At 39.6% G+C, this 12,431-nt stretch carries 12 protein-coding genes, 3 tRNA genes and 1 other RNA gene; 8 read left to right on the plus strand and 8 right to left on the minus strand.

The genetic code is table 11. The features are described 5' to 3' along the window. Positions 1-2: 2 nt before the first annotated feature. From RMA94_RS08425 to RMA94_RS08445, 5 genes are all read right to left on the minus strand, one after another. Positions 3-74 (minus strand) — tRNA-Gln (locus RMA94_RS08425). Positions 75-100: 26 nt separating this feature from the next. Further along, positions 101-175, minus strand: a tRNA-Gln gene (locus RMA94_RS08430). Continuing rightward, positions 174-1,007: a 4-(cytidine 5'-diphospho)-2-C-methyl-D-erythritol kinase gene (ispE, locus tag RMA94_RS08435; RefSeq protein ID WP_311082527.1), complete on the minus strand. Its 834-nt coding sequence runs from the start codon at positions 1,005-1,007 to the stop codon at positions 174-176. Before ispE ends, RMA94_RS08430 begins: the two co-directional genes overlap by 2 nt. An 18-nt stretch (positions 1,008-1,025) precedes the next feature. Continuing rightward, positions 1,026-1,604 carry a lipoprotein insertase outer membrane protein LolB gene (gene lolB / locus RMA94_RS08440; RefSeq protein ID WP_005070955.1) on the minus strand — a complete coding sequence of 193 codons (579 nt, stop codon included), beginning with the start codon at positions 1,602-1,604 and terminating at the stop codon, positions 1,026-1,028. A 4-nt stretch (positions 1,605-1,608) separates the two neighbouring features. Beyond that, positions 1,609-3,318: a tetratricopeptide repeat protein gene (locus tag RMA94_RS08445; protein ID WP_005070953.1), complete on the minus strand. Its 1,710-nt coding sequence runs from the start codon at positions 3,316-3,318 to the stop codon at positions 1,609-1,611. An 88-nt stretch (positions 3,319-3,406) separates the two neighbouring features. On the opposite strand from RMA94_RS08445, the gene hemA reads away from it, so the two are divergent. Continuing rightward, entirely contained in the window at positions 3,407-4,690 is a 1,284-nt protein-coding gene (gene hemA / locus RMA94_RS08450; RefSeq protein ID WP_005075265.1) for a glutamyl-tRNA reductase, read from the plus strand. On the opposite strand, the gene RMA94_RS08455 is transcribed toward hemA, so the two are convergent. Then, positions 4,687-6,555: a DNA primase gene (locus tag RMA94_RS08455; RefSeq protein ID WP_017481323.1), complete on the minus strand. Its 1,869-nt coding sequence runs from the start codon at positions 6,553-6,555 to the stop codon at positions 4,687-4,689. The genes hemA and RMA94_RS08455 overlap by 4 nt on opposite strands. Before the next feature lie 157 nt (positions 6,556-6,712). Further along, positions 6,713-7,876 carry an outer membrane protein assembly factor BamD gene (locus tag RMA94_RS08460; protein ID WP_044099506.1) on the minus strand — a complete coding sequence of 388 codons (1,164 nt, stop codon included), beginning with the start codon at positions 7,874-7,876 and terminating at the stop codon, positions 6,713-6,715. A gap of 71 nt (positions 7,877-7,947) precedes the next feature. Between RMA94_RS08460 and rluD the strand changes: the two genes are divergently transcribed. The 3 genes from rluD (at position 7,948) to RMA94_RS08475 (ending at position 10,489) form a co-directional block, all read left to right on the plus strand. Beyond that, positions 7,948-9,000, plus strand: coding sequence for a 23S rRNA pseudouridine(1911/1915/1917) synthase RluD (gene rluD, locus RMA94_RS08465; protein WP_311082531.1), 1,053 nt, complete (start codon positions 7,948-7,950; stop codon positions 8,998-9,000). Positions 9,001-9,010: 10 nt separating this feature from the next. Continuing rightward, positions 9,011-9,748, plus strand: a complete 738-nt coding sequence (pgeF, locus tag RMA94_RS08470; RefSeq protein ID WP_284090034.1) for a peptidoglycan editing factor PgeF — start codon at positions 9,011-9,013, stop codon at positions 9,746-9,748. Between the two features lie 189 nt (positions 9,749-9,937). Beyond that, positions 9,938-10,489, plus strand: a complete 552-nt coding sequence (locus RMA94_RS08475; RefSeq protein ID WP_057074928.1) for a flavodoxin family protein — start codon at positions 9,938-9,940, stop codon at positions 10,487-10,489. 48 nt (positions 10,490-10,537) lie between these two features. On the opposite strand, the gene smpB is transcribed toward RMA94_RS08475, so the two are convergent. Beyond that, positions 10,538-11,014: an SsrA-binding protein SmpB gene (smpB, locus tag RMA94_RS08480; protein ID WP_002120348.1), complete on the minus strand. Its 477-nt coding sequence runs from the start codon at positions 11,012-11,014 to the stop codon at positions 10,538-10,540. Between the two features lie 134 nt (positions 11,015-11,148). On the opposite strand from smpB, the gene coaD reads away from it, so the two are divergent. From coaD to RMA94_RS08500, 4 genes are all read left to right on the plus strand, one after another. After that, a complete protein-coding gene (gene coaD / locus RMA94_RS08485) occupies positions 11,149-11,640 on the plus strand; it encodes a pantetheine-phosphate adenylyltransferase (protein ID WP_005070938.1) in 492 nt (163 codons plus the stop codon). A 1-nt stretch (position 11,641) separates the two neighbouring features. Then, positions 11,642-11,905, plus strand: coding sequence for a YfhL family 4Fe-4S dicluster ferredoxin (locus RMA94_RS08490; RefSeq protein ID WP_005070936.1), 264 nt, complete (start codon positions 11,642-11,644; stop codon positions 11,903-11,905). Positions 11,906-11,932: 27 nt separating this feature from the next. Continuing rightward, positions 11,933-12,288: RNase P RNA component class A (gene rnpB / locus RMA94_RS08495), an RNA gene on the plus strand. A gap of 64 nt (positions 12,289-12,352) precedes the next feature. Then, a tRNA-Met gene (locus RMA94_RS08500) sits at positions 12,353-12,429 on the plus strand. The last annotated feature ends 2 nt before the right edge of the window (positions 12,430-12,431 follow it).

A 12,431-nucleotide genomic window follows, 5' to 3' on the forward strand; every position in this document is an offset into this window, starting at 1 on the left:
GGCAGGGGCGGCTGGATTCGAACCAACGGATGCCGAGATCAAAACCCGGTGCCTTACCACTTGGCGACGCCCCTAATATAATCATCATTACAGGTGAGGTTGGCAGGGGCGGCTGGATTCGAACCAACGGATGCCGAGATCAAAACCCGGTGCCTTACCACTTGGCGACGCCCCTAACGTGTAACCTTAAAATGATTAAGAGGAGATTCTTTTAAACTATTTACCAAGTAAGATTTACATGGTGAATGCTTAAAAATTTCATCAATATTCATTTCATTCGTTACTTCAATAAAAACACAAGCACCTGTACCTGTAAGCTTTGCTTGACCAAATTGATCTAAATATTGCATTGCTTCTTCTACTTCAGGGTATAACTGCCGAGCCAGTGGCTCAAAGTTATTTCCAAAATTAGAAGGTTCTAACTGATAGGCGCAAAATTTAGTGGTCTTAGAGTCTCTTGTCAATGTTTTTTGTGAAAAAAGCAATTGAGTGCTGATAAAACAATCAGGTTTTAAAATAATGAACTGTTTTTGATCTAAGTCTATGAATGATAAATGTTCACCGATGCCTTCAGCCCATGCATTTTTACCATAAATAAAAATTGGAACATCGGCACCGAGCTTAACACCGTAGTCCGCAAGTTGTTCTTTCTCTAGGCCACATTCCCATAATTGATTTAACACAATAAGTGTTGTGGCGGCATTAGATGAACCGCCGCCTAGACCCGCACCCATTGGAATATTTTTTTCAATTTTGATGTCCAAGCCACAAAGTTTTTTTGCATGTGGTTTTAGTATTTGAGCTGCTCGATAAATCAAGTTTTCTTCAGCTCGAACTTCACTCAACCCATCAATTTTGATTTCTTCGCCCAAAGTCGGTGTAAATGTCATCCAATCATATAAATCAATTAGTTGGAAAATGGTTTGTAGCTCATGGTAACCATTTTCACGTCGGCCTGTAATATGTAAAAACAGGTTGAGCTTAGCAGGGGAAGGAACTCGAATCATAGATTTATATAATTAGACTTAGCGGTTTTGGATGACCATTGTAATACGGTTTTCTTTATCTTCAGCAAGAGCTTGCTTTAAAACCAGTTTGTTTGGCAAAGTTTGTTCACCATCGTAACTGAAATTAACTGTCCAGCCATCTTCAATCAGTTGACTCACTCGATTTGCAGCGTCTTTCGTAATTTGAGCATTTAGCGTTGCTGGTTTTGCTAAAATCCAGCTTGTTAAGTGTGTAATTGGTGCTTGCCAACCCGTTGCACGTTCTAAAAGTTCTTCTGGAGAGGCTGCGCTAATAAGTCCTGTTTTAGAACTGTTTAAAGTTACTTCGCCTGGTTTACCCTGAATTTGGGTTTTTCCAACGCCTAAAATACCGCTTAATTCGATATCAAAATTATCTTGCTGTTGAAGCCAGGTAAAAAACGCACTACCGGTTTGCTGTGGTGTACGAACCCCAATCTTACCTTGTAAATTAAAGTGTTTTTCGTCTTGAACTTGTTGGGTAACCGCTGGTTTTGGTTGAGTAAAATGCTGACAACCGGTTAGAAATAATACACTTGATCCACAGATCGCTGTGCACAGTTGGGCAAATTTGCTCATATATTTAACTCTTTTTTGCAGATGTAGGTAAAATTAACGCATCAAGCTGTTGTAATTGTGGATCATTGGCATGTTTTTGTTTCAGTTGTTGTAACACTGCGCTAAATTGCGTGAGTGACCCTTGCATATACAAAGCTTTAGCATAACGAACGCCAATATTTATATTATGGCTAAGTTCATACGCTTTGCCTAAGGCTTCCGCCGCAGCTTCATAATCGTTCTGTAAAAATGCAATATAACCTAGCGTATCAAGAATTGAGGCCTGTTCAGGCGCATATTCTAATGCTTGCTCTGCATACTGACGTGCTTCTTTTAAACGACGGTTTTGCAGTGCCAGTGTATAAGCATATGCATTTAGATACGTTGGGCTGTTGGGCTCAAGTTGTAATAATTGTTTTAAGGTTTTGTCCAGCTTGTCACGGTCCGTATATGGATCAAGTAATAAAACTTCCGCGTAAATTAGTTCTGGGTCGTCGGGTAGGTTTTTAATTGCTTCATCTAATAGATTTAGTGCAGCTTTTTTATTGCCCATTTTCTTTAAGATTTCAGCTTGAGCTTGATATAAGAAACTTGCATGTTGAGGATAATTTACTCGTTCTTGAGTAAGGAACCGTAAAGCATCGTGTAAATTTTCTTGTTTATCATATATTGCGATCAAATTTCGTCTCGATACGACATATAAACTGCCATCAACTAAACGATAGTAAGCTTTTGCAGTTTCATAATGCTGTTTACGCTCTGCATTAATGGCTAAGTAGTAATACGCTTCATTTTGATATTTTGCCGAGTTTCGTAGGTCAACGAGATATTGTTCCGCTTTGTCATATTGCTTTAAATCAATACTTGTTAAGCCTGCAATAAATAAGGCTTCTTCAGCTTTAGGGTTGGTTTCTATAATCTTTTCAAGTTTTTCTAACGCAAGCTGAGATTGGTTAATTTGTATGAGATAGCGGATTTCAGCTAATCGAATATCTAAATTTTTCTTATTTTTACGACTCGACTTTGCATACCATTTAAGCGCGCCTTCTTGATCGCTGAGAGCAATAAGTAAGTTTGCTTTCATTAAAATAAAGCTCGTTACTTTAGGACGTCGACGTAATGCTTTGTTAATGTTGGTTAGCGCAGTTTGTAATTGGCCATTTTGAGCTTCTAAATTGGCGATGAGTGCCAAAATAGAAGGATTGTCTTTTTCTGCGCTAGAACGTAAAGCTGTTAATAGTACTTCTCGATCTTGCGCATTTTCTGGAGCAATGCTAGCTAAAATTTGTTCTAAATCGGCAGTGGGATCTATCTTTAAAATTTTATCTAATGTCTCAGCAGCAAGCTGATATTCGTGCGTTTTTAAAGCAATGTGTGACAAATAAAATAAAGCTGGTACATCTTTAGGTTCTTGAGCTACCCAGTGTGTAGCAATATTTAACGCAGCTTGTAAATCATTATATTCAAGTGCAACGTCTAAAGCTCTCTGCTTAATTGATGTAGAGTTGCTTTTAATTGCGAGCACTGTGTAATTATGCAAAGCGTTTGGAATATCGTCATAAGCTAGAGCAAATTCAGCGACCATCGTTTGCTCTAGTGCCTGATCAAATGAATGCACGGCATAGGTCTCTTGCACAGGACGTGCATAGACATACGAGGACATGCTACCTAACAACAAGAATGTGGTAGAATACTGTCTTATCGAAGCACCGTTAAAATTAATACGGCTATTCATTTGACGCAATTTTTATTGATCCAAAGTAATGCTTTTTATGACACCGATGTTGCACAATAGCATAAATTTAGCGAAATGATGATCTGATATGTCTTTCTTTGCATTGGGTGTCAACCATCAAACAGCTTCTGTAGAACTCCGCGAACAAATTGCTTTCAATGCAGAGCGATTAAGTCGTTTGCTTGCCGAACAACGTCATCACCAAAACTTAAAGGATTTGGTGGTTGTCTCGACCTGTAACCGTACAGAAGTTTATGCCATGGCAGAAAACGCCGAAAGCCTTCTAAAATGGTTAGCCGATGCCAATAATATTGATGTAAAGCAGTTAATTCATCATGTTTATCGTTACGAGAATACGCAGGCCATTACACATTTAATGCGAGTGGCGAGTGGTCTAGACTCTCTCATGCTTGGTGAGCCACAAATTTTAGGGCAGGTTAAAAGTGCTTTGGCATTGTCTAAAGAAGCTCAAACTGTCTCTCCTGAATTAAATAGTGTTTTTGAATACGCTTTCTATGCAGCTAAACGGGTACGTTCCGAAACAGCGGTCGGTAGTCATGCTGTTTCGATGGGGTATGCTGTTGCACAATTGGCCTTACAAGTTTTTAGTAAGCCTGAAAAGCTTACTGTAATGGTTGTTGCTGCAGGTGAAATGAATAGTTTGGTTGCTAAGCATTTGGCTGAAATGGGTGTCGCGAAGATTATTATTTGTAATCGTAGCCGTGAGCGTGCTGACCAGCTGGCTCAGGAGATTGCACATCAGGTTGAAGTTGAAATTATTGAGTTTTCAGCATTAGCAGAGAATTTATATCGTGCTGATGTCGTGTCGAGTTGTACCGGTAGTTTATACCAAGTTATTGCTTATTCTGATGTTAAGGCCGCATTGAAAAAACGTCGCTATCAACAAATGTTGATGGTTGATTTAGCAGTACCACGTGATATAGATCCTAAAGTTGAAGCACTTGATGGGGTCTATTTATATGGTGTTGATGATTTACAAAGTGTGATTGATGAGAACCTTGCACAACGTCGTCAGGCGGCTGTTGAAGCAGAGGTAATGGTTAATCAATTAGCTACTCAGCTTATTACGCATCAAAAAGTTAAAGAGGCGGGTAGCACAATTCATGCTTACCGCCAACACAGTGAAGAAATTAGTCAACAAGAGCTTACACATGCGTTAGAAGCTTTGCATCATGGTGAGAATGCTGAACAAGTATTACAGCAATTTGCACACCGTTTGACGCAAAAGCTTATACATCCTACATCGATATTATTACGTGAAGCTGCTAAAGCAGAAAATCCTGATTATTTTGAATGGTTACAACAGCATTTACAGGATGTATTTGATCATGAGCGTAAGCCAAAACATTAAGATAACAACTTTAAGCTAATTTGTTTTGTTAATTCATTCAATTGTTGTCTTAGATTTCTTGATTCAATTAAAGAAATCGGTGATTTCAGCTTCTGACGTAAATATCTTTCTTGCAGACTTAGCGAATATTCCTTAGCTAACTTGTCAGCTACCTCAGGTGCCTGTGTTAATGCCTGAATATTTGTTCTTTGCATAATATCGGCGATTTCATGACAGTAACTACTACAAGCACCAAGCACATAATAAGTTGCCAACTCTTGATCATCTGGTAAATCATCAAAAATACGATTTAAGATAGCCAGTACTTTGGCTAATAATTCATCTTGGTGAATATAAGCCCGTAATCCTTCAAAATGAATATAAAGAAAAGGATGATGCATTAAAATTGCAATCGCAAAGTCTTCATCTTTTGTATGGATGTTAAATGAGAGCGAGGCATCGTGGCTGATTTGTGGGGTAAAACGTTTACCTAGTCCGAGTTTTTCACGGAAAGATTGAGTAAGTAAGTAACGGAAAGAACCTTGTTTTGGCAATAACTCGGTGAGTTCTCTGAGTTCTCCCATGACTAAGCTTTTCCCTTCAGGCGTACTGATATCGTGTTGACCTGTTAAGTGCGCAAACACGAAATCGGACAAAAGAGGGGCTTGTTGTAATAGTTTTTGAAAATTTTCGAGTCCTTCTCGACGGATGAGAGAGTCTGGATCGTGATCATTGGGTAGAACAAAAAATTTAAGTTCACGACCATCATTGAGAAGGGGTAAAGCAATTTCTAAAGTTCTGCGTGCTGCTTTTTGACCAGCAGCATCACCATCAAAAGCAATGGTAATACGACTATTTTGTTTAAATAAAATATTAAGGTGTTCAGTATTACTTGCAGTCCCTAAGGTTGCTACAGCTCCTGTAATACCATATTGCTGAAGCGCAATGACATCCATATAGCCTTCAACCATTAACCAATCGCTAGATTTAAGTTTTCTACCTTCATAAAGTCCGTAAAGTAGCTGATTTTTATGAAAGACTTCTGAATCTGGCGAGTTAATATATTTGGGCTTGATTTCATCATTTAAGGCACGCCCACCAAAACCAACGACTCGACCTTTAGGGTCGCGAATTGGGAAAATAACGCGGTCACGTAACAAATCAAAATCACGCCCATTATCACTTGAACGGATAAGTCCGAGTTGTTTTAATCCGTCAATGTCATAAGGAAAAGCTTTTTCTAGGTGTTGCCAGTCTTCTGGAGCATAGCCTAAGCGCCAAAACTGAATCGTCTGATTGGTTAGTCCACGCTGTTTAAAGTAATTTTTGGCTTTTTGACTATGAGGTAATTGTTGTTCATAAAACTGAGCAACATTTTCCAGTAAGTCATATAAATTACCTTCTTGAACTGGTTCATCAAAGCTAAACGGCTGTTCGAACTGAGCAAAAGGATCATCAAAAAATACTGGTTCAAGCGTGTTGTAGCTTTCATCACTTGGTTGTTGTGGAATGACAGGCTCTGCTGCATTTGTTTTAGTAACGGGTGGCTTTGTAACCTGACGGGTATAAGATAGTTTTTTATTTTCAGTATTATCTTTAGGTAATTCAATTCCGGTACTGCTCGATAATTCTTTCATTACCTCAATAAAGTTTCGGTTATCAATATCCATAAGAAAACGGATTGCATTTCCGTTAGCCTGACAACCAAAGCAGTGATAATACTGCTTGTCACGGTAGACATGGAATGATGGCGTTTTTTCTTGATGAAAAGGGCAACAGCCGGAATATGTACGTCCGGTTTTTTTCAATTTCACACGCTGACCAATCAGATCGACAATATCTGTGCGATCTAGAATTTGATCAATCGTATGTTGTGGAATTGCCATAATTCAGATAACCGTATTAAAACTTGATGAGACAGTGAGTCAGAATATTCTGACATGATGAATCGAGATATGCCCAATAAATATTTTAATATTTTATAAAAACAAACAGGCAAGTGATATCACTTGCCTGTTTGTTGATGTTTTTTAAAGCTTAAACTTATTGAGCAGCGTCATCCGCACCTTGTGTTGCCTCATCTGATTGAACATCAGTTGAAGCTTCAGTAGAGGTTACAGCTGGTGCAACAGTTGTATTTTCTGCTACTTGTGACTCAGGTTTGTCTAATAAACCGAAGCTTAAACGGTTTGTCCAACTACGTTCAGACTTAGGAGCTTCAACAGGTGTTTGTTCTGGTGCTTCAGTTTCTTCTTTATCTGAATTACCAATTAAACCAAAACTAACACGGTTGAGGAAACCACGTTTTGGAGCTTCTGCTTCAGTTGTGCTCTCTGGCGTTGCAGCAGTCGATTCACGACCGAAGATACCTAAAGTTGCACGGTTGATCCAGTTACCTTCTTTACGAGCAGCACGCATGTTAACTGTGCCGTCTTTTTTCACAAGGCTTGGATAATTAAGCTTTAAAACTTCAATATATTGTTGCGAAGTAGCTTTATCACCTAACTTGTCATAGCTATATGCCAAAGTAGCTAAAGCTTCTGGAATTTGAGGTGTTTGTGGATAGTGTTCAATCACCCATTGCGAACGTTCTGCAGCGGCGATCCAAGCTTTACGTTTAACGTTGAAGCGGGCAGCAGTCATTTCATTTTCGGCAAGTTCTTGCCCAATGAATTTCATACGCTGAGCAGCATCGACAGAATATTGGCTACTTGGGAAACGACGAATTAAATCAACAAAGTTTTGATACGCAACTTTTAAATAACTCACGTCACGATGTGACTGTTGCAAAGAGGTATAACGCATCAAACTGTCGTAGTTTTGCTCCATATTGGCAACAGCACGAACATAATAAGCATAATCCACATTTGGATGTTGAGGATTTAAACGAATAAAACGTTCTGCTAAGGCAATCGCGCCTTCATAATCTTTTTGTTTAAATTTCGAATATAGAAGTTCAAGTTGTGCTTGTTGAGCGTATTGTCCAGTCGGATAATAAGTATCGATTGCCTCTAAAGACTTGGTCGCATCAAGATATTGACCACGGTCAAGCGACTTTTGGGCCTTTTCGAAGTAAGCTTGTTCACTAGATTGAGGGCCAGTATCGACCACTTCTTTTTTACTTGGATTGCTGCTACAGCCCACAAATGCAGACGCTACGCCTAAAGATAAGGCAAGCATCGTAATTTTATAACGTGGTAGCGACATAAAAACTCCTCTGTTATGTTGGGCAATGAGCTACAATTGCGCTATTAAACCACTTTTATCTCAATGATCAAATGACTTCAGCACAATCTTCAAACACAAACTTCTCTGAAACCGACTTCAATTTACTTGAAGATTCTGAGGATGCAGATAACCATACTTCTGATACAACTGCAACACGTTTATCGTTGCAAGTTCAGCTAGATGAAACCTATCTGGGACAACGTATCGATCAGGTAGCAGCCTTGGTATGGAGCGAGTTTTCACGTGAAAAGCTCAAGCAATGGTTGAAAGATGGCCATCTGTTGGTGAATGGTAACATTGTCAAGCCTAAGCACCGTTGTGAAGGAACTGAGCTGCTTACGCTCGAAGTAGAGCTCGAAGCTAAGACGACGAGTCAACCCGAAAACATTCCACTTAATATTGTCTATGAAGACGATGATATTTTAGTCATTAATAAGCCAGTAGGCATGGTGGTACATCCAGGAGCAGGCAATAGTTCTGGAACTTTAGTGAATGCCTTGCTTTACCATTTCCCCAAATTGGCCGAACTTTCGCGTGCTGGTTTAGTACACCGTATTGATAAAGATACCAGCGGTTTACTGGTTGTCGCTAAAAGCCTAGAAGCTCAATTTTCTTTAAGTAAACAGTTGGCAAATAAAACGGTTTACCGTGTATATGATTTGGTTGTTTATGGAAATATTATTGCTGGCGGTACGATTGATGAACCAATCAAACGTCACCCAGTTGACCGTGTGAAAATGGCAATTTTACCGGGTGGGCGAGATGCGGTAACTCACTACAATGTAAAAGAACGCTTTAAAGATTTTACTCGTGTACAAGCTCGTCTTGAAACAGGACGAACACATCAGATCCGTGTACATTTTAGTTACATTGGTTATGGCTTGATTGGCGATCAGGTTTATATGAACCGTGTACGTGTGCCAGCTGGTGCATCTGAGTTGCTCATTGAAACTTTACGTGGTTTTAAACGTCAGGCATTGCACGCAGCGAAATTGGGCTTGAAACACCCTCGTACTGGTGAAGAAATGCTGTTTGAAGCGCCGTGGCCTGAAGATTTTACACATTTAGTGAATGTGTTGCGTTCAGAAAACGCTGCATATTAAGGACGTGCATATGGAATTTGTTCAAGGTTTACCTCAAGGCGTATTTGTAGGGCAGACACGTGTTCAACATCCTTTGGCATTACCAACGGATCAACTTGAATTATCTGGCTTTAATTTGGCTTTACATGTCAAAGATGAGGCACAACGTGTTCAACAGCATCGAATGATATTGTTAGATGAGTTTGCGAAATTTGGTGTTAAAAAAATGACATGGATGACTCAAACGCATAGTACGATTTGCCATACTGTAAATGAACAAATTCCTTTTAAAGCTTTAATTGGCGATGGTTTGGTCACCCAAACAAAAGGCCATGCTTTAATGATGATGACGGCTGATTGCTTACCTGTCGTGTTGGGAAATGCTGAAGGCAGTGAAGTTGCTAATTTGCATGCGGGTTGGCGTGGTTTGGCTGGTGGCATTATTGAAAATACAGTGGCCGCTATGCAGAATCCTCCAACTTGGGCATGGTTAGGAGCTGCAATCAGTCAACCTTGTTTTGAAATTGGGGCTGAAGTAAAAACTGCTTTTTGTGATAAATATCCAGAGTTGGAAACAGCCTTTGTTGAGGGCGTGGCTCCAAATAAATTTCATGCAGACTTATATGCCATTGCTCGCTTTATTTTGCAAAGTCTAGGTGTGCAACAAGTCTTAGGTGGAGATCAATGTTCTTATCAACAGGGTGATGAGTATTTTTCTTATCGTCGTGATGCGAAGACTGGGCGTATGGCCACGTTTGTTTTTATATAAGTTTTGATCACCGCCTTAAATGACTCTCTTATTTTATAACCGCTAAAAATAAGAGAGTTTTTTATTTAATTTAAAAATATTTCTATAGTATGCGGTAGTGACAACCTTATAATTCATATTTATAGATGAAGGTTTAGCAAGCGTTAATAAAATGATAAAATAGAAAAAATCGCTCAAAATTTTAATCTTATGTCTTTGCCTGAAAAACACCTCTCTATTGTTTACCACAGTCCATATGGTCATACCGCGAAAGTAGCTTTCGCTATTGCTGCTGGGGCAGAGGTGATGGGTGTAAAAGTACATTTAATGAATATTGAACATATTGATTGGGATGCGCTTGATGCATCGCACGGTATTATTTTTGGTTCACCTACTTATATGGGAAGTATGACCGCTGACTTTAAAAAGTTTATGGACAGTACTTCTAAACGTTGGAAAGAGCGTTTATGGCAAGGGAAGCTTGCAGCTGGCTTTGCAAATTCAGGTGGGTTGAGTGGCGATAAACTGGCTGTATTACAACAATTAAATATTTTTGCGATGCAACATGGCATGCTTTGGTCAGGTTTACCTTTAATGACGACTGGGCATAGTGAAAAAGATTTAAACCGATTATCGAGTTGTTTAGGTTTAATGACACAGTCAGATAATGCGCCTGTTGAAATTACTCCTCCACAAGGCGATTTAGATACTGCAAAATGGTTTGGTGAATATCTTGCTGGACTCTTATATAGATTAAATTAATAAATTCCGCGATATAAAAAAGCCTCTAAAAAGAGGCTTTTTATTTAACTACTTATGAAATATACGAGCTTTATCACGCTGCCAATCGCGATCTTTTTCAGTCGCACGTTTGTCGTGAAGCTGTTTACCTTTCACAAGCGCGATTTCAAGTTTAACCAAGTGACCTTTCCAATAACATGCCAAAGGAACACATGAGTAACCTTTTTGGTTCACTGAACCTGTTAGCTTTTCTAGTTCTCGGCGTGATAATAATAATTTACGTGTACGTGTAGCTTCAGGTACTACATGAGTAGACGCCGAAAGGAGCGGTTGAATTTGTGCACCAAATAAAAACGCTTCACCATTCTTAAAAATGACATAACTTTCTGTCAAACTCATGCGACCAGCACGTAAAGACTTTACTTCCCAGCCGAGTAAAGACATACCAGCTTCAAATTTTTCTTCGATAAAATAATCATGGCGGGCACGTTTGTTTTGTGCGATGGTTCCGCCATTATGTTTTTTCACTACTGTCGCTTTCGCCATAATTCAAACTTCCACAATTGCCCCTATTGTGCCGTAAACTGATGCTAAGGTGAAGTTTTTCCTGCACGTCAATATTTCGCCTGATGTATAACTTTTGCTAAAATAGGTTCACAATACAATTAGAGTACTAGCGGATGTCTAAAACGCGTGTAATTTATCCTGGAACATTTGACCCCATCACGAATGGACACGTTGATTTAGTTACTAGAGCATCAAGAATGTTTGATGAGGTTGTAGTAGCAATTGCAATTGGACATCATAAAAACCCTTTGTTCAGTCTAGAAGAGAGAGTTGAACTGGCCCAAACATCACTCAGCCATTTATCAAATGTTGAATTTGTAGGCTTTGATGGTTTACTAGTTAATTTTTTCAAAGAACAAAAGGCAACAGCAGTACTTCGTGGTTTAAGAGCAGTTTCTGATTTTGAATATGAATTTCAACTTGCCAATATGAACCGTCAACTTGACCCACATTTTGAAGCAGTATTTTTAACACCATCTGAGCAGTATTCATTTATTTCTTCGACATTGATTCGAGAAATTGCTCGTTTAAAAGGGGATGTAACCAAGTTTGTTCCGCAAGCTGTGGTTGAGGCCTTTGAACGTAAACATCAACAAGGTTGGTAAAGTGTCGTTATATATCACCGATGAATGCATAAACTGTGATGTTTGTGAACCAGTTTGCCCAAATGAAGCTATTTTCATGGGTGAAGTGATTTATGAAATTCATCCAGATTTATGCACTGAATGCGTTGGTCATCATGACCAGCCGCAATGTCAGTTATTTTGTCCAGTGGACTGTATTCCTAAAGATCCGCAGCATGTGGAAACGGAAGATGAGCTATTCGACAAATATAAAAAATTAATTGCTCAAAAAAGCACAAGCAATTAGTAAATAAATTTGTTAATATGCGCCCCTGAAGTGAGCTGGATGGTCGCTGCTGTGGAGGTCTTCGTGACTGAAGCAGGGGAGGAAAGTCCGGGCTTCATAGGGCAGGGTGCCAGGTAACGCCTGGGCGGTGAAAGCCGACGGAAAGTGCAGCAGAGAGTAGACCGCCTCATTCGTGAGGTAAGGGTGAAAGGGTGCGGTAAGAGCGCACCGCGTGTCTGGTAACAGTTCACGGCATGGTAAACCCCACCAGAAGCAAGACCAAATAGGAATCCTGAGGTACGGCCCGTACTGGATTCGGGTAGGTCGCTTGAGCGTATGAGTGATTGTACGCCTAGAGGAATGACCATCCTCGACAGAACCCGGCTTATAGGCTCACTTCACCTCATTTTATTTAAAATTTTTCTTGACGTGCGTTAAAGAAGTTAAGATAATGCGCGCACAGTTTTCGGCTATGTAGCTCAGTTGGTTAGAGCACCGCACTCATAATGCGGGGGTCACAAGTTCAAGTCTCGTCATAGCCACCATT

The organism is Acinetobacter sp. V115_6, from assembly GCF_031799025.1.
Taxonomy (GTDB): domain Bacteria; phylum Pseudomonadota; class Gammaproteobacteria; order Pseudomonadales; family Moraxellaceae; genus Acinetobacter; species Acinetobacter pittii.